The 17,818-nt window shown below is 64.9% G+C and carries 18 protein-coding genes; 7 read left to right on the top strand and 11 right to left on the bottom strand.

All coding sequences use genetic code 11. The features are described 5' to 3' along the window. Positions 1 to 32: 32 nt before the first annotated feature. The 7 genes from ABIA65_RS31625 to ABIA65_RS31655 all read right to left on the bottom strand — a co-directional run bounded on the left by ABIA65_RS31625 (position 33) and on the right by ABIA65_RS31655 (position 3,901). Positions 33 to 1,085 (bottom strand): DNA-directed RNA polymerase subunit alpha, encoded by a 1,053-nt coding sequence (locus tag ABIA65_RS31625; RefSeq protein ID WP_241400735.1) that lies wholly within the window; start codon positions 1,083 to 1,085, stop codon positions 33 to 35. A 75-nt stretch (positions 1,086 to 1,160) separates the two neighbouring features. Beyond that, positions 1,161 to 1,766: a 30S ribosomal protein S4 gene (gene rpsD, locus ABIA65_RS31630; RefSeq protein WP_241400736.1), complete on the bottom strand. Its 606-nt coding sequence runs from the start codon at positions 1,764 to 1,766 to the stop codon at positions 1,161 to 1,163. A gap of 17 nt (positions 1,767 to 1,783) precedes the next feature. Further along, the gene (gene rpsK / locus ABIA65_RS31635; protein ID WP_241400737.1) at positions 1,784 to 2,200 is read right to left on the bottom strand and encodes a 30S ribosomal protein S11; all 417 of its coding nucleotides are present in this window, start codon (positions 2,198 to 2,200) and stop codon (positions 1,784 to 1,786) included. Between the two features lie 6 nt (positions 2,201 to 2,206). After that, entirely contained in the window at positions 2,207 to 2,581 is a 375-nt protein-coding gene (rpsM, locus tag ABIA65_RS31640) for a 30S ribosomal protein S13 (RefSeq protein WP_047331955.1), read from the bottom strand. A 153-nt stretch (positions 2,582 to 2,734) separates the two neighbouring features. Continuing rightward, on the bottom strand, positions 2,735 to 2,848 hold the full coding sequence (gene rpmJ, locus ABIA65_RS31645) for a 50S ribosomal protein L36 (RefSeq protein ID WP_003879483.1): 114 nt from the start codon (positions 2,846 to 2,848) through the stop codon (positions 2,735 to 2,737). Positions 2,849 to 2,936: 88 nt separating this feature from the next. Beyond that, positions 2,937 to 3,158: a translation initiation factor IF-1 gene (infA, locus tag ABIA65_RS31650; RefSeq protein WP_003418601.1), complete on the bottom strand. Its 222-nt coding sequence runs from the start codon at positions 3,156 to 3,158 to the stop codon at positions 2,937 to 2,939. Between the two features lie 221 nt (positions 3,159 to 3,379). Further along, positions 3,380 to 3,901, bottom strand: coding sequence for an SRPBCC family protein (locus tag ABIA65_RS31655; protein ID WP_354526058.1), 522 nt, complete (start codon positions 3,899 to 3,901; stop codon positions 3,380 to 3,382). Positions 3,902 to 3,977: 76 nt separating this feature from the next. Between ABIA65_RS31655 and ABIA65_RS31660 the strand changes: the two genes are divergently transcribed. The 6 genes from ABIA65_RS31660 to rfbC are packed head-to-tail and all read left to right on the top strand — an operon-like array spanning position 3,978 to position 10,572. Next, complete coding sequence (locus ABIA65_RS31660; protein ID WP_354526059.1) at positions 3,978 to 5,684, top strand: NAD(P)/FAD-dependent oxidoreductase; 1,707 nt, start codon at positions 3,978 to 3,980, stop codon at positions 5,682 to 5,684. Positions 5,685 to 5,708: 24 nt separating this feature from the next. Further along, on the top strand, positions 5,709 to 7,184 hold the full coding sequence (locus ABIA65_RS31665; protein WP_241400740.1) for an ATP-binding protein: 1,476 nt from the start codon (positions 5,709 to 5,711) through the stop codon (positions 7,182 to 7,184). Between the two features lie 28 nt (positions 7,185 to 7,212). Then, positions 7,213 to 8,091, top strand: coding sequence for an LLM class F420-dependent oxidoreductase (locus ABIA65_RS31670; protein WP_241400741.1), 879 nt, complete (start codon positions 7,213 to 7,215; stop codon positions 8,089 to 8,091). Between the two features lie 17 nt (positions 8,092 to 8,108). Next, positions 8,109 to 8,960 carry an LLM class F420-dependent oxidoreductase gene (locus tag ABIA65_RS31675; protein WP_241400742.1) on the top strand — a complete coding sequence of 284 codons (852 nt, stop codon included), beginning with the start codon at positions 8,109 to 8,111 and terminating at the stop codon, positions 8,958 to 8,960. Positions 8,961 to 8,977: 17 nt separating this feature from the next. Next, a complete protein-coding gene (rfbB, locus tag ABIA65_RS31680) occupies positions 8,978 to 9,973 on the top strand; it encodes a dTDP-glucose 4,6-dehydratase (RefSeq protein ID WP_354526060.1) in 996 nt (331 codons plus the stop codon). Further along, a complete protein-coding gene (gene rfbC / locus ABIA65_RS31685) occupies positions 9,970 to 10,572 on the top strand; it encodes a dTDP-4-dehydrorhamnose 3,5-epimerase (RefSeq protein ID WP_241400744.1) in 603 nt (200 codons plus the stop codon). The genes rfbB and rfbC overlap by 4 nt, the downstream gene beginning before the upstream one ends. A 58-nt stretch (positions 10,573 to 10,630) precedes the next feature. Here rfbC and ABIA65_RS31690 read toward each other — a convergent pair whose 3' ends face one another. The 4 genes from ABIA65_RS31690 to ABIA65_RS31705 all read right to left on the bottom strand — a co-directional run bounded on the left by ABIA65_RS31690 (position 10,631) and on the right by ABIA65_RS31705 (position 16,462). Then, positions 10,631 to 12,271 (bottom strand): PucR family transcriptional regulator, encoded by a 1,641-nt coding sequence (locus ABIA65_RS31690; RefSeq protein ID WP_354526061.1) that lies wholly within the window; start codon positions 12,269 to 12,271, stop codon positions 10,631 to 10,633. Positions 12,272 to 12,453: 182 nt separating this feature from the next. Next, entirely contained in the window at positions 12,454 to 13,068 is a 615-nt protein-coding gene (locus tag ABIA65_RS31695) for a DUF1989 domain-containing protein (RefSeq protein ID WP_354526062.1), read from the bottom strand. Continuing rightward, positions 13,065 to 14,528 carry a purine-cytosine permease family protein gene (locus ABIA65_RS31700; protein ID WP_354526063.1) on the bottom strand — a complete coding sequence of 488 codons (1,464 nt, stop codon included), beginning with the start codon at positions 14,526 to 14,528 and terminating at the stop codon, positions 13,065 to 13,067. The genes ABIA65_RS31695 and ABIA65_RS31700 overlap by 4 nt, the downstream gene beginning before the upstream one ends. A 305-nt stretch (positions 14,529 to 14,833) precedes the next feature. Beyond that, positions 14,834 to 16,462, bottom strand: a complete 1,629-nt coding sequence (locus ABIA65_RS31705) for an amidohydrolase (RefSeq protein ID WP_354526064.1) — start codon at positions 16,460 to 16,462, stop codon at positions 14,834 to 14,836. A gap of 106 nt (positions 16,463 to 16,568) precedes the next feature. Between ABIA65_RS31705 and ABIA65_RS31710 the strand changes: the two genes are divergently transcribed. Next, on the top strand, positions 16,569 to 17,621 hold the full coding sequence (locus tag ABIA65_RS31710; protein ID WP_354526065.1) for a LacI family DNA-binding transcriptional regulator: 1,053 nt from the start codon (positions 16,569 to 16,571) through the stop codon (positions 17,619 to 17,621). Positions 17,622 to 17,818 lie beyond the last annotated feature (197 nt).

Raw genomic sequence — 17,818 nt, forward strand, 5'->3', positions numbered from 1 at the left:
CCCCGTATCAGGTAGGACCGGGACGGGATTACTTAGAGCTGTTCGGTTTCGGCGTAGTCCTGGGTGTCGTCCAGGTCGTAGCTGGCGTCGCTGTTCCAGGTGCCAGTGGCGACGTCGTAGCCGGCGACCTCGGACGGGTCGAACGTGGCCGGGCTGTCCTTGAGCGAGAGACCCAGCTGATGCAGCTTGATCTTGACCTCGTCGATGGACTTCTGGCCGAAGTTACGGATGTCCAGCAGATCGGACTCCGTCCGCGAGACCAGCTCGCCGACCGTGTGCACACCCTCACGCTTGAGGCAGTTGTACGACCGGACTGTCAGCTCGAGGTCGTCGATCGGCAGCGCAAAGCTGGCGATGTGGTCGGCCTCGGCCGGTGACGGCCCGATCTCGATGCCCTCGGCCTCGACGTTGAGCTCGCGTGCCAGACCGAATAGCTCAACCAGCGTCTTACCGGCCGAGGCCAGTGCGTCACGCGGGGTGATCGAGTTCTTGGTCTCGACGTCGAGGATCAACTTGTCGAAGTCGGTGCGCTGCTCGACGCGGGTGGCCTCCACCTTGTAGGTCACCTTGAGCACGGGCGAGTAGATCGAGTCGACCGGGATGCGGCCGATCTCGGCACCCGACACCTTGTTCTGCACGGCAGGCACGTAACCACGGCCACGCTCGACCTGGAGCTCGACCTCGAGCTTGCCCTTGTCGTTCAGGGTCGCGATGTGCATATCGGGGTTGTGCACCGACACACCGGCCGGCGGCACGATGTCACCCGCGGTGACCGCACCCGGGCCCTGCTTGCGCAGGTACATGGTGACCGGCTCGTCCTCCTCCGAGGACACGACCAGGCCCTTGAGGTTCAGGATGATGTCGGTGACATCTTCCTTGACCCCATTGACCGTGGTGAACTCGTGCAGCACACCGTCGATGCGGATGCTGGTGACCGCCGCGCCCGGGATGGACGACAGCAGCGTCCGCCGAAGCGAGTTGCCAAGGGTGTAGCCGAATCCGGGCTCCAGAGGCTCGATGACGAACTTGGAGCGATTCTCGGCGAGGCTCTCCTCGGAGAGCGTGGGGCGCTGTGAGATCAGCATGGTGTTTCTTCTCCTTCTCGGCACCCGCTATTTGATGCCGTCTGGTTACTCTCCGGCCTGATGGCCGAAGAGCATTTACTTCGAGTAGAGCTCGACGATCAGCTGCTCGGTGAGCGGGATGTCGATCTGCGCGCGCTCGGGCAGCTGGTGCACGAGGATGCGCTGACGCTCGCCGACAACCTGCAGCCAGCCCGGGATCGGTCGATCACCAGCGTTGGCCCGAGCGATCTCGAACGGCAACGTGTTGATCGACTTTTCCTTGATGTCGATGATGTCGTACTGCGACACGCGGTAGCTGGGGATGTCGACCTTCACGCCGTTGACGGTGAAGTGGCCGTGGCTGACCAGCTGGCGGGCCATGCGACGCGTACGGGCGAGCCCGGCGCGGTACACGACGTTGTCCAGCCGGCTCTCCAGGATGCGGAGCAGGTTGTCACCCGTCTTGCCCGGCAGGCGGTTGGCCTCTTCGTAGTAGCGACGGAACTGCTTCTCCATCACGCCGTACGAGAAGCGAGCCTTCTGCTTCTCCTGCAGCTGCAGCCGGTATTCGCTCTCCTTGATCCGCGCGCGGCCGTGCTGGCCGGGCGGGTAGGGGCGCTTTTCGAACGACTGATCGCCACCGATGAGGTCGACGCCGAGGCGGCGCGACTTGCGGGTTGCGGGTCCGGTATAACGAGCCATTTGTTAGTTCCTCTTCCCTAGACCCGGCGCCGCTTGGGCGGGCGGCAGCCGTTGTGGGGCTGCGGGGTGACATCGGAGATCGCGCCGACTTCGAGGCCTGCGGCCTGCAGCGAGCGGATGGCGGTCTCGCGGCCCGAACCCGGGCCCTTCACGAACACGTCGACCTTCTTGACACCGTGCTCCTGCGCCTTTCGGGCAGCGTTCTCGGCGGCAAGCTGAGCGGCGAACGGTGTCGACTTACGCGAGCCCTTGAAGCCCACGTGGCCCGATGACGCCCAGGCAATGACGTTGCCCTGCGGATCGGTGATCGACACGATCGTGTTGTTGAACGTGCTCTTGATGTGAGCGGCGCCGTGCGGGACGTTCTTCTTTTCCCGCTTGCGGGTCTTCTGCCCCTTCTTGGGGGCAGACCCTGACTTCTTCGCTGTTGCCATCGGGGGTTACCTGGCCTTCTTCTTGCCGGCGATAGTCCGCTTCGGACCCTTGCGGGTGCGCGCGTTGGTCTTGGTCCGCTGGCCACGCACCGGCAGGCCACGGCGGTGCCGCAGGCCCTGGTAGCAGCCGATCTCGATCTTGCGGCGGATGTCGGCCTGCACCTCGCGGCGCAGATCACCCTCCACCTTGAGGTTGCCCTCGATGTAGTCACGCAGCTGCGTGACCTGATCGTCGGTCAGGTCCTTGGTGCGCAGGTCCCGGTCGATGCCGGTGCCGGCCAGGATTTCCTGGGAGCGGGTACGGCCAATGCCGTAGATATAGGTCAGCGCGATCTCCATGCGCTTGTCGCGCGGGAGGTCAACGCCCATGAGACGTGCCATCAGGCAGTGTTTCCTTCTCTTTGCGGAGGTCTTGTCCCAGTCCGTTCCCCTCGCGGGGTCCGGCCTCCGTGCCGGACGTGATGAGCGGCGAATCCGCTCAGTGGTACTGGGAGTTCTGCATTCAGTTGTGGGTACCTCGGGCTACGTGGTGCTTTAGCCCTGCCGCTGCTTGTGGCGGGGATCGGAGCAGATCACCATGACCCGCCCGTGCCGGCGGATCACCCTGCACTTGTCGCAGATCGGCTTGACGCTCGGGTTCACCTTCACGGCTGTTCGATCCTGCTCTCGGTCTCTCGGTGACGAGCGCGCACGCTCGTCACAGTGTTCTCGTCGGAGTTGTTGCTTCGGACGCGGGTTACTTGTATCGGTACACGATGCGGCCCCGGGACAGGTCGTATGGAGATAGCTCCACCACGACTCGGTCCTCGGGCAGGATGCGGATGTAGTGCTGCCGCATCTTGCCGCTGATGTGGGCAAGCACCTTGTGTCCGTTCTCCAGCTCAATGCGGAACATCGCATTGGGCAGAGGCTCGACCACGCGGCCCTCGACCTCGATGGCACCGTCTTTCTTGGCCATACTTTTCTAGCGATCCTTGCGTTTGGTTTCGTATTCGCTTGCGCCCATTCCAGCGCAGCCCTCGATCCGACTAAAAGACGTGAGCCGGATCGGGAGAAAACTCAAGGTCCGAGACCATGCACGCAGAAAGTCGGCGCGGAAGCCGCACCGTTGGTCCATGCTACCCGCTTGAAGGTCCCGCCCAAAATCGCCGCTACCGGCGTTACCGGCAGCGGTGGGGCTCAGGCTTCGGCTGAGGCCTTGATCGCCGCGAGCGTCTGGGGAATCCCGCTCGTTGCCTCGTCGATGCGTATCGCGATCTCCGCTTCCGCTCTCTCGCCGAACCGCTCGTGGAACCCAGCGATACCCCGCGGCAGGAAATTCCACACCTGCGTCAGCAGGGTGCTCTGGCCAGCTTCCCCGGCCGGTTCGAGCACGAAACCCCAGCGGACCCAGCCGCCGTTCACCTCCCAGGCGAACTCGCGGCCGGGATCGGCGGCCACCACCTGGCTGCGAGTCTCCCAGGTCCGCTCGGCAGTCTCGTTGCGACCGATGAACCAGGCACCGACAGTCGCCGCGTCCGCCGATTCCCTGCTCGTCGCGTCGGCCGAGCCCTCCATGCTCCTCGCGTCCGCATCCTCCCACCAGCACGCCTTACAGACGGGGCTCCAGCCCCCCATCAGCGTCACATCGGACACCAGCGCGTAGACCTCGTCCGGGGTTCGGGACACCAGGACAGAGTCTGAGAAGTCGAAATCCGCCACAACGCGAGTTTAGGACCGAGCCAACTGGGTGGCTTGGCCGCATATCCGGTGGACGAGCAGCGCATACTTGACGGTGATGACTGGACCCGCACACCAGCCCCGAAAACCCGCGATCCTCACCGTCGACGACGATCCCTCAGTGTCGCGCGCCGTTGCGAGGGATCTACGCCGCCACTACGGCGAGCGCTACCGCATCCTGCGCGCCGAATCTGGCGCGGATGCCCTCGCCACGCTGCGCGAACTCAAGCTGCGTGGCGACACCGTCGCGGTCTTCGTGGCCGACTACCGGATGCCGCAGATGAGCGGTATCGAATTCCTCGAAGAGGCGATGGACCTGTTCCCGCTCGCCAAGCGGGTCCTGCTGACCGCCTACGCCGACACTCATGCCGCGATCGACGCCATCAACGTCATCGACCTCGACCACTATCTGCTCAAGCCGTGGGATCCGCCGGAGGAGAAGCTCTACCCCGTCATCGACGGCCTGCTCGAACAGTGGCACGCCGTCGGCGACCGGGCGATGCCCTACACGAAGGTGATCGGCCACCGCTGGAACCCGCGGTCGTGGGAGGTCCGCCAGTTCCTCGCCAGAAACGCATATCCGTTCAAAGCTCTCACGGCCGACGAGCCCAAGGGCAGCCAACTGCTCGAGGCCGCGGGCCTCGACGGGCGGCAGCTCCCCGTGGTGATCACCGAGGACGGCACGCCACTCGTCGAGCCGACTGACGCCGAGTTGGCCGCCCTGCTCGGCCTGTCCACCAATCCGTCACTCGAGATGTATGACCTCGCGGTCATCGGCGGCGGTCCCGCGGGCCTCGCCGCGGCGGTGTACGGCGCGTCCGAGGGCCTCAACACCGTGCTCATCGAGCGTGCGACGACAGGCGGTCAGGCCGGACGCAGTTCCAAGATCGAGAACTATCTCGGGTTCGCGAACGGCATCTCGGGCACCGATCTGACCACCACGGCCCGCCGGCAGGCCGAGCGCTTCGGCGCCGAGGTGATCACCACACGTGAGGCCATCAAACTCGTGGCGGGCGACGTCGGGACCGCGCGCACCATCAAGTTCGAGGACCGCAGCACCATCGGCGCGCGCGCCGTGATCCTCGCGACGGGCGTCGAGTACCGCCAGTTGTCGATCACCGGGTGCCGGCGTGATCCCGAGGATCCCGACGAGATCACGTTCGTCGACAAGGGCGTGTACTACGGCGCATCGGTGTCCGATGCCGAGGAGTGCCGCGGTGAGGACGTCTACATCGTCGGCGGCGCCAACTCGGCGGGCCAAGCCGCGATGTTCATGTCCCGGACCGCGAAGAAGGTCACGCTGCTGGTCCGCGGGCCGTCACTCGAGGCGTCGATGTCGCACTACCTCATCCAGCAGATCGAGCAGAACCCCAACATCGAGGTGCGGACCTGTACCGAGGTCGTCGACACCTGCGGTGAGGACGGGCACCTGACCGGACTCTGGCTGCAGGACAGCAAGACCGGCGCGAGGGAGAGGGTCGACTGCGCGCGGATGTGCTGCTTCATCGGCGCAACCCCGCGCACCGACTGGCTGGAGGAGGCCGGCATCGCGCGCGATGACCACGGCTTCATCCTGTCCGGACCCGACCTCAAGGACGTGTGTGGCTGGACACTCGACCGGCCACCGCACCACTTGGAAACAAGTGTGCCGGGTGTGTTTGTTGCAGGTGATGTGCGCTCGGAATCCGCCAAGCGCGTGGCGGCCGCTGTCGGAGAGGGCTCGATGGCAGTGATGTTGGTACACCGATACCTGGCCGAGGCATGAGTAGGACCTGAGAGGACCACCACTATGGGCGAACAGTGCCTCGCTACTGAGCTTCGCACCCTGTTCCTGTTCGAGGATCTGTCGGACGCACAGCTCGAGATGCTCTGCTGCGACGGTCATATCGAGACGTTCCCGGCTGGCCCGCTGGTTCAGGAGGGCGAGCCGGCCACCTGCTTCTACGTGATGATCGACGGCGAACTGATCATGTCGAAGCACTCCGGCGGCGTCGACATCCAAACCGGTCGCACATCGCAGCGGGGCGTGTACTTCGGCGCCTGGTCGGCGTACATCCCGGGTGAGGAGCACAGCTACCAGGCATCGGTGCGGCTGACCAAGCCATCACGCTGCTTCGTACTCGACGCGAACCACTTCGCGGGCTTCATGCGTTCGCAGTTCCCGATGGCCGTGCATCTGCTCGAGGGGCACCTCGTCGGAGGTCGACGCCAGAGCCAGATCATCGGTCAGCGCGAGAAGCTACTCGCACTGGGCACCATCACGGCGGGGCTGACCCATCAGCTGAACAATCCGGCGGCCGCCACTGCGCGTGCGGTGGCCGACCTTCGCGAGGGCATCGGCAAGATGCGGCACAAGCTGGCGATGGTGGCCAATGCCAAGTTCACGCCCGAGGCGCTGCAGGTCCTCGTCACCATCCAGGACGAGGTCGCCGAACAGGTGGCCAAGAGCAAGGGCCAGGAACTCACCGCGCTGGAGGCGTCCGACCGTGAGGACGCCATCGGCGACTGGCTCGATGATCACGGGATCGCCAGCGCGTGGGACTACGCGCCGACATTCGTGGAGGCCGGGCTCGACATCGACTGGTTGGAGCGGGTGTCGGCGTCGGTCGACGACGTCGACGCCACCGCGTCGCTGCAGAGCGCCGTCGGATGGCTGAAGTACACCATCGACACCGAACTGCGGATGAACGAGATAGCCGAGGCCAGCAAGCGCATCTCCGCCCTTCTCGCCGGCGCCAAGCAGTACTCCCAGATGGACCGCGGGGTCTACCAGAGCGCTGACGTCCACGAGCTGCTGCGCAGCACGATGATGATGTTCGGCGACAAGATCGCCATGGCGGGCAAGGGCAAGCCGGTCACGCTGGTCAAGGAGTTGGACAAGTCGCTGCCCGAACTGCAGTGCTATCCAGGCGACCTCAACCAGGTGTGGACCAACATCATCGACAACGCGATTCAGGCGATGGGCGGACACGGCACCCTGACTCTGCGGACCTCACGCGAGAACGACCAGATGATCCGGGTGGAGATCTGCGATGACGGCCCCGGCATCCCGGAGGACATCATCGACCGCATCTTCACGCCGTTCTTCACCACCAAGCCGTTCGGCGAGGGCACCGGCCTCGGACTGGACCTGGCCTGGCGCATCGTCGTGGAGAAGCACGGCGGCACCATGTCCGTGCAGTCCCAGCCCGGCGACACCCGCTTCATCGTGTGCCTGCCGCTGGTTGCTCCGCCGCCCTCGGAGACGGCGACCAGCGCGGAATAGGCGTGGGCGCGCTTGGGGTTGACGCGATATGACCCAGACCACCCCCTCTGCGCGCGAGCGCTCATCGAAACCCGAGCTCGGCGCCTTCGGCGTGTTCGGCCACTACACGCAGTTTCAGAATCTGACACCCGAACAACTGCGAGACATCGAGGCGCTCGGCTACGGCGCCATCTGGGCGGGCGGCTCGCCGCCCGCCGACCTGGACTGGGTCGAACCGCTCCTCGCGCCGACCGAGAAGTTGCAGGTGGCCACGGGCATCGTCAACATCTGGTCCGCCGCCGCCGGGCCGATCGCCGAGTCGTTTCACCGCATCGATAAGGCCTACCCCGGGCGGTTCCTGCTCGGTATCGGCGTGGGCCACCCCGAGGCGGTCACCGAGTACAAGAAGCCGTACGACGCCCTCACCGAGTACCTCGACAAGCTCGATGAGTACGGCGTGCCCAAGGACCGTCGCGTCGTCGCCGCGCTGGGCCCGCAGGTGCTCAAACTGTCCGCACGCCGCAGCGCGGGAGCCCATCCCTACCTGACCACGCCGGAGCACACCGCCCAGGCGCGCGAGCTGGTCGGACCCGATGCGTTCATCGCCCCGGAACACAAGGTCGTCCTGACGACCGACTCCGCACAGGCACGTGCCGTCGGGCGCAAGGCACTCGAGATCTACCTGAACCTGGCGAACTACCTGAACAACTGGAAGCGGTTGGGGTTCACCGACGCCGACGTCGCCAAGCCCGGCAGCGACGCCCTGGTCGACGCGGTCGTCGCCTACGGCAGCACCGACGCCATCGCGGCCAGGCTCAAGCAACACCTGGCCGCCGGTGCCGACCACGTGCCCGTGCAGGTCTTGACCGGAACTGACAAGCTGGTTCCTGCGCTCGCCGAACTGGCCGGACCGCTCGGCCTCAACTGATCAAGCTAAGGACCAACATGACCGACGCAGTCGCACTCAAGCCCGACCTCGGACGTTTCGGGGTGTGGACGTTCGGTGCACCCAAGCCCGAGCAGGCCGCCGAGATCGAGAGACTGGGCTACGGCGCAGTCTGGGTCGGCGGCTCCCCCGCAGGCGATTTGGCGTTCGTTGAGCCGATCCTGGCGGCCACCGAGACGCTTCAGGTGGCGACGGGGATCGTCAACGTGTGGACCGCGCCGGCCGATGAGGTCGCCGAGGCGTATCACCGCATCGAGAAGGCGTATCCGGGCCGGTTCCTGCTGGGCATCGGTATCGGACATCCCGAGCACACCGAGGAGTACCGCAAGCCCTACGACGTGCTGGTCGAGTACCTCGACGCGTTGGATGCCGCCAAGGTCCCGACGAGCCGGCGCGTCGTCGCAGCACTCGGCCCCAAGGTGCTCAAGCTGTCCGCTCAGCGCAGCGCAGGCGCGCATCCGTATCTGACGACCCCTGAGCACACCGGCCAGGCGCGCAATATCATCGGAAACACCGTCTACCTGGCGCCGGAGCACAAGGTGGTGCTGACGACCGACGCCGACGAGGCCCGTGCCATCGGCCGGGAAACGGTCGACTTCTATCTGAACCTGAGCAACTATCTCAACAACTGGAAGCGGCTGGGGTTCACCGACGACGACATCGCCAAGCCCGGCAGCGACAAGCTCATCGACGCCGTCGTCGCGCACGGCACAGCGGAGGCCATCGCGGCACGGCTGCACGAGCACCTCGACTCCGGCGCCGACCACGTCACCATCCAAGTGCTCGGCGGTTGGGACAAGCTGATTCCGACGCTCACCGAACTCGCCGGTCCGCTTGGTTTGAAGGGCTGAACGCTAGGGTTCTGGCCATGCGATTACTGGTCACCGGTGGCGCGGGATTCATCGGCGCGAACTTCGTGCACGACGCGCTGCGTTCGCACCCCGACGTGGACGTGACGGTTCTCGACGCGTTCACCTACGCGGGCAGCCGGGAGTCGTTGACCCCCGTCGCCGACGACATCCGCCTGGTACACGGGGACATCGCCGACGCCGGGCTGGTCGACGAGCTGGTCGCCGGGTCCGACGCCGTCGTGCACTTCGCGGCCGAGACGCACGTCGACAATGCGCTCGCCGATCCCGAGCCGTTCCTGCGCGCCAACGTCATCGGCACGTTCACCATCCTGGAGGCGGTGCGCCGCCATGGCGTCCGGCTGCATCACGTGTCCACCGACGAGGTGTACGGCGATCTGGAACTCGATGATCCGGCGCGGTTCACCGATGCCACCCCGTACAACCCGTCGAGCCCCTACTCCGCGACCAAGGCTGCCGCGGACCTGCTGGTGCGGTCCTGGGTGCGGTCCTACGGCGTGCGGGCGACGATCTCGAACTGCTCGAACAACTACGGGCCCTACCAGCACGTGGAGAAGTTCATCCCGCGCCAGATCACCAACGTGCTGACGGGCAGGCGCCCCAAGCTGTACGGCGCGGGCGCCAACGTCCGCGACTGGATTCATGTCACCGACCACAATCGCGCGGTGTGGCGCATCCTCGCCGACGGCGACATCGGCCGGACGTATCTGATCGGCGCCGACGGGGAACGCGACAACCTGACGGTGATGCGCACGGTGCTGCGCCTGATGGATCGCGATCCCGACGACTTCGACCACGTGACCGACCGCGCCGGCCACGACATGCGCTACGCCATCGACCCATCGCCGCTGCGCGACGAATTGGGTTGGACGCCACAGCAAGTCGACTTCGAGGCGGGCCTGGCGGACACCATCGAGTGGTACCGCGACAACGAGACGTGGTGGCGCCCACTCAAGGAGTCGGTCGAGGCCGTCTACGCGGGACGCGGCCAGTGACCTTCCGCGAGCTCTCGGTGCCGGGAGCATGGGAGATCACCCCCACCGTGCACGCGGACTCCCGGGGCGCGTTCTACGAGTGGTTCACCGACGATGAGTTCACCGCGATGACGGGACACCGACTCGACCTTCGACAGGCCAACGTGTCGGTGTCATCGGCCGGTGTGCTGCGCGGTCTGCACTTCGCCCAACTGCCGCCGAGCCAGGCCAAGTACGTGACGTGTCTTCGCGGCGCGGTCTTCGACGTCGTGGTCGACATCCGGGTCGGCTCTCCGACGTTCGGCCGGTGGGACTCGGTACTGCTCGACGATCAAACCCATCGAACGATCTACCTGTCGGAGGGATTGGCGCACGGTTTCCTTGCGCTGCATGATGATTCGACGGTGTCCTACCTATGCTCGGCGGGCTACTCCCCCGGCCGGGAACACACCATCTGCGCCACCGATCCGGCCATTGGCATCGAGTGGCCACAGGTCGTCGGCGCCGCGCCGACGCTGTCCGACCGCGACGCCGCTGCACCCTCGCTCGCCGACGTCGAGGCCGCCGGCCTGTTGCCGACGTGGGACGACGTCCAGGCGTTCACCTCGACACTGCGCTGAGATCGGCACGCCACCGGGTTCAGCACCAGTCCGGGACAAGAGCCCGACGATCACATGGTTATGCGCTGTCACTGTCGAGCAAGTCGGCGGCGAGCAGAGCGACGTGCAGAGAGACGAGAATGTCGGGATCGCCGAGGTTGACGTCAAGTACCCGCGAGATGCGTCCGAGGCGGTCGTAGAACGCCGAACGTGACATGTGCAGCTCAGCGGCTGCGTCAGATTTGCTCCAGGGATGACGGACTAGTGCCCGCAGACTGTCCATCAGATCTGTGTTGCACGTGGTGTCATGTTCTTTGAGCGATCCCAGTTCTCTTGCCACGAACAGCCGTAAACGATCGTCGTCGGCAAGCATGCTCAGCAGGCCCCGTAGGTGTACATCCTCAAGGCGATACACGGTCCGTTCGGGCGTTCCCGGTCGCAGAGACTCGACGACGTGCTGGGCCTCACGCAACGTTCGATCGATCTCGCCCACTCGTTCGACCGCTCGGCCCGCACCAACCACAACGGGAGTCCTTCTGTGTAGTCGCTTCGCCAGGTCCGCGGTCAAAGCCTCGCAATCGGTGGTGGTCTCGACAGACAACAAGGCACGAACCATATCGTCGATCTCGCAGACGAGCGCTGGCACACGTAGTTCATGTACGGAGTGCACTAGCGCCGCGACAACAGCCTCCGTCCGCTCCGCGCTACGAGCGGGCTCATGGGCGGTGCGCGGCAGGCGGAGAGCGAGCCCGACGAGCTGTCGGTGATTGAGCGGAACACCGGCCAGTTCGCAGCGGCGCTGCAGGTCGGGTGCACTTGGGTCGCTGAGGAGGCCGACGATCAACTCATGGTGGTTGCGTCGGATTAGGCCATCGCGCTGGCGGTCATGCAGCCGATGCAGAGCCAGTGCGGCGGCTGCACGTTCGGCTGTGGCCACCACGCGCCGGCTGGGTGCGTGCGGAGACTCGATAATGAGCCGGCCCCAGCCGCGGTCGGGCTTGCCGACACGGGTGACAAGCCATCCGTTGGCCTCGTCCCACGTCGTGCGCCCGTCAAGAACGGTGGCGCGTGAGCGGGATCGCCAATCTGCGATGAAGCTGGCGGTGTCGCCTGGGCCCTGTCGATAGTCCATGACACCGTGCTGTCCGTCTTCGAGCACGACAGCGGCGCCAGTCAGACGCTGCACGGACTCAAGAATCTCAACAGGGCCAGCTTCGGCAATGCTGAGCTCGGTGAAGACCTCGTGGACACGCTGCGCCTCGCGCAGCTCCTGGAGTTGACGATCGATGAGCTTCTCTCCCACCGCCTGTGCTACCGCGGCGAACCGAACCTCACGGCACAATGCAATCAGGGGTAGAGACAGCTGTTCGCAGGACCTCACTAGAGCCTGGGGCACCTCCCGCCACCGTCGCCCAAGTTCGACGACAAGGCCCGCCACTCCATTGCGATCGAGACTCTCGGCGAAAACCGCCAAGTCGCCCGGACGGTTAGGCAGCGCAATGCCAGTAGTCAGGACGAGGTCACCGCCGCGTAGCAGCGGTCCGATGTCCGCAAGTTCGGTGGTGTGTACCCAGCGGACAGTGCGTTGAAGGCCTGGCGCTCCGGCCAGTACCACGGGGCCAGCACCACGCAGGACAGGCACCGCCAAGGCCTCCTTGACGGTCATCTCCACGACGCCAAGGGCGGCGGGCGGTTCAGGTGGTGGTGGCGTCGTGGACATCGCGAGAAGACCTCGTGTTATCGGAAACGGATGAGGGCTCTACCACAGATCCGGCCATCTGGTCTCAGCTCAAGTGCATTGGAAATACGGCTCAAGGGGCGCAGAGCGTGGGCGACATTCGCTTGGCCGGCACTGCGAACTGGCGGCCCTAGCATCGCCGTTGGCCAGGTACCCCTGTGCGATTAGGCCGATGACATGATGAGGATGTCGACGTCCCGAGGCTGGCCGTCCCCGCCATTGGTTGGATACACATCGTCAGGGCACGCCGACACGAAGATCGACAAGTCCATCTCGGCTTGCACGTCGACAAAAGACCCTGGTACACAATCACACCGGCGATAGCCAATCTCTCCGGAATCGTCGATGCCTGCGACCATGAACAGGTTCCACGGGTTCGGCGGTCGCGTGATCTCATAGCCAAGGGCGTCATTGAGGTTGGACTGACAGCTGCGGTGATCGGCCGCGGCGCCGTGCTGCCGGTACATGGCGGCGCTGCACGCCGCGATCAGCGTGTCGTGAAGCCCCGGCGAGGTGTCAGCCAAAAAGCTCAGAATGGGTCGGTAACGATTCGTGACCAACACGTCACCGGGTCGAAAGAAGAGACGCTGCAACACCTCCCGATTGTGTTCCATCGACAGATACTCATGTTCACCGTCGACGAACGCCCAGAAGTCCACCACCTGGGTGCCTGACGTGTTGACTATCCGCACGATATCGCCGAGCTGCACATCGATGCTGGCACCGCATCCTGCGAGCACCGTGAGACGCCGATCCCAGTCGCGCTGTCGTTGGTTCATCGAGAATCCGACATCTCGTCGGCGTGCACAAGGCCCTCTTCGGCCACGATTCGCCGTTCTGCTTCAAGATCGAGGGTGCGCGAAAGGATCAGATACACCGCCGCCGAAACCGGCAGACCCACGAAGATCGAAACGTCCACCGAGCCAAGGGCGCGGGCTAGGAACCCTACGTAGGGGGTCGTCACCATAAACGGCACCATCGCCACCAGGCCCACCGCATACGCGATGGTGCCTCGCCAGCCCCACCGCCCGTATATGCCGTCCGGACGGAAGATCTCGCGGATGGAGTACCGGCCTCGGCGCACCCAGAAGTAGTCGACCAGGTTCACCGCCGTCCATGGGATGAACAGGTAGGTCAAGAACACGATTGCATTCGAGTAGAACGAGTTGAACCGTTCGATCCCTATGAAATGTGATGCTAGCCAGACGATCAGGAACATAGCAGCGAGCGTGATCACACGGATGCGCCGCGATGGGGTGATGGGTCGGAACGAGTCGAGGATCGAGATCATGCTCATACTGCCGCCATATTGGTTCAGGACCATTACGGACAGCAGTCCGACAAGTAGCCCAGCCACACAGATCCACGACACTACCGGCCCTAGGCTGCCAGTGGCGATGGACAGTGCCTCGATCGGATCCGCCGCTGGGGCGATCGATCCGATTACTACACCGACGCCCAGTACCCACACGCCGGACGCCACGCAGGGCCAGAACGTCCAGTTGAACGTAGAGCGCACCCCTGTGCTGGCGGGCAGGTACCGCGAGTAGTCCGAAACATAAGGAGCCCAAGCGATCTGGAATCCCGCCATGATAACGAAAACCGTCATGAACGGTGCCATCATGAACGGGGTCGGTTGCCACGCGGCCGCGGAGATGCTGGGGCCAGTCAGGCAGGCCACCGTGATCAGCACCAGAACGACGATCAGCGGCCCGGTCAACCAGGCGTTGATCTTGTGGATCCACGCGTAGCCGTACAGCGCCACCACCGACGCGATCGCCGCGGCCACAAGATAGCCGACGCTGCTGGGGATACCGACCAGCTTGGTGATCGCCGCGCCGGATAACAGGGCGTCGCTGGTGTTATAGGCGATGTAGTTCACCAGTGCGGCGATCCACACGGTGATCGCGGCACCCCGAAAACCGAACTGCGCGCGAGATTGCACCAGCTGAGGCAGGCCCAACTGCGGCCCCTGCGCGCTGTGAAACGCCATGAAGAACGTGCCGAACACGATGCCAAGCACTGCCGCGATCAACGTCCAGAACAGCCCCGCTCCCAGCGTGAACGCGGTAACCCCGGTGGCCATCGCGGTCAGGTTTACGTTGCCGACGAACCAGATGCCGCCGAGACTGGCTGGTCTACCGTGGCGTTCAGCGTCGGGAATCCAGTCGATGGATCGGCGTTCGATGGTGCTGCCGATTGTCTCAGCATCGCTCGGTGGTGTGCCGTCGGTTGACATCGTTACTCCTGGTAGGCCAATTCGAGTGGTTGAAGAGTCCCGCTACTGTTGGGGGCAGCGGTAATTCGTGGATGTGATGGTCGTATCGGTCGATGACGCCGACCGTTGGGGATAGGCGAACTGAGAGCGGCCCCGTCGAAAACGTGCCGCTCGAGTCGCTGAAAGGACCTGGGGGTTCGCGTTAGTAACCGGCGTCCGCCAGATGCCACCCAGCACCGAACCGCACAGTTCGCAGCACTTCTCGACTCCGGATCGGTCTGATAGCGACACGCCGAGCCCGCCGGTGCGGTTGCGTGTGATGACCATCAAGACCTCGCCGCAGCGTTATCGTGCACCACGTCGCCACCTACGATGGTCAGTTCCACTGGCAGGTCGACCAGGTCGTCGGCGTCCACTACAACCGGGTCCTCGGCGAATACTGTGAGATCGGCGAGGTATCCGGGCGCAACTCGGCCCAGCCGGGCGTTGCCCGCGGCGCGAGCCGCGTTCACCGTGTAGCCCTCCAATGCCTGGAGCGCCGTCAGTGTTTGTGCAGGAAAACGAACTTTGAGGTCTCGGCTCTTTGGCGGTCTGCCCAGCCGAGCCCATGCCATGCCGACACGGGGGTCAGCACCTGAGACCGGCCAATCAGATCCCAGCGCGACGGTGCCGCCCGCCTCGATGATGTCGCGAGCGCGGAAGGCGAGCGCATCTGCACGGTCGCCGACGCGTTCTCGCCACGGATTCTCACCCGAGGATGTCAGCCATTCCAGGTAGGCCGGTTGCATGGACGCCACAAACCCGCCACGAGCGATCCGCTTGACGGCATCGTCAGTGGCCAGCTCCAGGTGCTCCAATCGGTGGGGCGCACCGGAGAGCGCTCCGCAGTGTTCTAGATCTTCGTAGATGTCGAGAACCTCACTGACCGCCCTGTCTCCGATTGCGTGAGAAGCGCACTGAAAGCCCTGTCCAGCAAGGACTGTCACGACCTGACGGAGCCTGTCCAGGTCGCGCCAGAACGGAGCACTGCCTCCGCCGCAGCAGTCGGCGTCGTGGAGCCATGCGGTCCCGGTCTCGATAACACCGTCGACGAAAAGCTTCACCATGCCGCCCGCCCAGTTCCTGCCCCGGGCGCCGCGCAGCCCTACGAACCGGTCGATGTCGGCATCAGTGATGCCCGGCTCGATCCACAGCGCGACCTTGAGGCGGTGAGGCAGAACGGCCTCGGCTTCAATACCAGCCAGAAGCGTGAAGGTATCGGGCGAGCCATCCATCACATGGCCACCAGTGAGTCCCATCGCGGCCAGCCTGTGGGCCACCGCCACCACCCGCTGCGCGGTACTGGAGGCGTCTTGGTCAGCGACTTTGAGCACCCGTTTGTACGCACTGGGTTCGCGCAGCTCACCGGTGGGCACACCGTCGCGGGTAACCACTTGGGAGGAGTCGGGAAATGTGGCGCCGGCGTCGAGTCCGGCGAGCGCGAGAGCTCGTGGGGTGGCCACCGCGGTGTGCAAGTCGTAGAACATCAACACGGCAGGCCGACCCGCCACCGCACCGGCCAATGCGGCTCCGTCGATTGGTCCACCCGCGAAGGCCTCGTAGTGCAGATTCCAACCACGTACCCATTGGTCGGTGCCTAGCGTCGCACTGTGCGCGGCCAAGGTGGTAGCGAGCTGGTCCACCGATGTGACCTCGGTCAGGTCGACCCCGACGGATAGGTCGGCGGCCCACAGCTGGTGGGTGTGCGAATCCACCAGGCCCGGCACTACAGCCAACCCCGCGCGGTCGAATACGGCGGTGTCGGGGCCGATCATAGGCCGCACATCAGCGTCATCGCCGACTGCGACGACTACCCCATCGCGGAGCGCGATCGCGGTGGCGTGTGGCCGCGCCGGATCGAGAGTGCGGACGGTGGCTCCCAGAATTACCAGCCCAGCTGGTGTCGTCGACGTCACACCCCGAAAGTAGCCTAAAACGTTTAAGTGAACAAGGGGCGTTCTCGTCGAGCGCGGGAACATCCACGTGAACAGGGCGAATGCTGGCGGGCTACAGTCGGTTGCTATGACACAGCGACGGGTAACGATTCGTGATGTCGCTGCGGAGGCCAAGGTATCCATCGCGACGGTGTCACTCACACTCAACGGCAAGGGCGAGCTTGACCGCAATACCCGCGCTAGAGTCCTCAAAATCGCTGAGCGACTTGGCTATAGGGCCAATCCTGCAGCGCGCGCGCTTCGCGAGGGCAAGTTCGGCACGTTAGGGTTGACTATCCCAACCTTTGGTGCACATCCCGGCGCCGAGATCATCTCCCTCGACTACTACATGCAACTTGCAGCGGGCGCGGCAGGCGCGGCATTGGACGCCGACCGGCCACTAACCCTAGTGCCGGCCAGGGACGACGGGTCGACCGTGACGAGGCTGAGGGTCGACGGACTCATCGTCTGCGACCCCACCACCGACGACCCCTACGTGGCCGCCTGCCGTAACAACGGAATCGCAGTCGTGACAGTAGAATCCGACCTCGCCCACCCCGAGGACCCCTGGCACGTCAACGCCGACAACAACGCCGACACCCGCCTATTGCTCGATCATCTGTGGGATGCGGGGGCCAGGAACATCGCCATGATCGCGCCGGAGCCGATCTGGGCCTGGGTACAGGAATCCCGCGACGCCTACATCGCGTGGTCCGCCGAACGCGGCAACCCACCCCGCATCGAACACGCGGCGCTAGAGCACCTCGAGGCCAGCGCCCGAGAGACAGCCACCCGATTACTGTCGAGGCCAGACCGGCCCGACGCCGTGCTGACCGTCGCCGACCGGCATGCCGACGGAGTCGCCAGGGCAGCACGCGACCTTGGATACCAAATCCCACAAGATCTATTGCTGGCCAGTGGAATCGACAACCGCAACCTGGAAGTCAACGACCCGAGCATCACGGCCCTGGACCTGCGGCCTGCGCTGCGCGGTGCGACCGCGGCCAAACTCCTACTCGGAATGATCGACGGGGCCGATGTCAGCGGACCCGTCATCATTCCCGGAATTCTACGGGCCCGATCGAGCACCACCCCGGTGCGCCGAAAGGCAGTCCGCAAGCGTTCCACCTCGCGAAAATGACGCCCGAACAGTCGCACTCAAGGTGAAGACCCGCCCCCACACCCGCTGTTCACGCAACGTCCGGCCATCTCGCACCGCACAACGACGGACAGTGCCATGGCGCCAGCGCCGAACGTGGTGGGTACCGTCACAGTCCCGGCCATCGCCCGCAGTCAACGCTGTCGACAGGGACCAGTAGTTGCCGCGACCGACGCCAA

Source organism: Mycolicibacterium sp. 624, from assembly GCF_040548615.1.
In the GTDB taxonomy this organism is placed as follows: Bacteria; Actinomycetota; Actinomycetes; order Mycobacteriales; family Mycobacteriaceae; genus Mycobacterium.

Bases quoted from the DNA above. Each gene is read 5' to 3' on its own strand.
- ABIA65_RS31665 (WP_241400740.1), top strand. From the start codon at position 5,709: ATGGGCGAACAGTGCCTCGCTACTGAGCTTCGCACCCTGTTCCTGTTC.
- ABIA65_RS31690 (WP_354526061.1), bottom strand. From the start codon at position 12,271: ATGTCCACGACGCCACCACCACCTGAACCGCCCGCCGCCCTTGGCGTC.
- infA (WP_003418601.1), bottom strand. From the start codon at position 3,158: ATGGCCAAGAAAGACGGTGCCATCGAGGTCGAGGGCCGCGTGGTCGAG.
- ABIA65_RS31695 (WP_354526062.1), bottom strand. From the start codon at position 13,068: ATGAACCAACGACAGCGCGACTGGGATCGGCGTCTCACGGTGCTCGCA.
- ABIA65_RS31625 (WP_241400735.1), bottom strand. From the start codon at position 1,085: ATGCTGATCTCACAGCGCCCCACGCTCTCCGAGGAGAGCCTCGCCGAG.
- rpsK (WP_241400737.1), bottom strand. From the start codon at position 2,200: ATGGCAACAGCGAAGAAGTCAGGGTCTGCCCCCAAGAAGGGGCAGAAG.
- rfbB (WP_354526060.1), top strand. From the start codon at position 8,978: ATGCGATTACTGGTCACCGGTGGCGCGGGATTCATCGGCGCGAACTTC.
- rpsD (WP_241400736.1), bottom strand. From the start codon at position 1,766: ATGGCTCGTTATACCGGACCCGCAACCCGCAAGTCGCGCCGCCTCGGC.
- ABIA65_RS31660 (WP_354526059.1), top strand. From the start codon at position 3,978: ATGACTGGACCCGCACACCAGCCCCGAAAACCCGCGATCCTCACCGTC.
- rpsM (WP_047331955.1), bottom strand. From the start codon at position 2,581: ATGGCACGTCTCATGGGCGTTGACCTCCCGCGCGACAAGCGCATGGAG.
- ABIA65_RS31670 (WP_241400741.1), top strand. From the start codon at position 7,213: ATGACCCAGACCACCCCCTCTGCGCGCGAGCGCTCATCGAAACCCGAG.
- ABIA65_RS31710 (WP_354526065.1), top strand. From the start codon at position 16,569: ATGACACAGCGACGGGTAACGATTCGTGATGTCGCTGCGGAGGCCAAG.
- ABIA65_RS31700 (WP_354526063.1), bottom strand. From the start codon at position 14,528: ATGTCAACCGACGGCACACCACCGAGCGATGCTGAGACAATCGGCAGC.
- ABIA65_RS31675 (WP_241400742.1), top strand. From the start codon at position 8,109: ATGACCGACGCAGTCGCACTCAAGCCCGACCTCGGACGTTTCGGGGTG.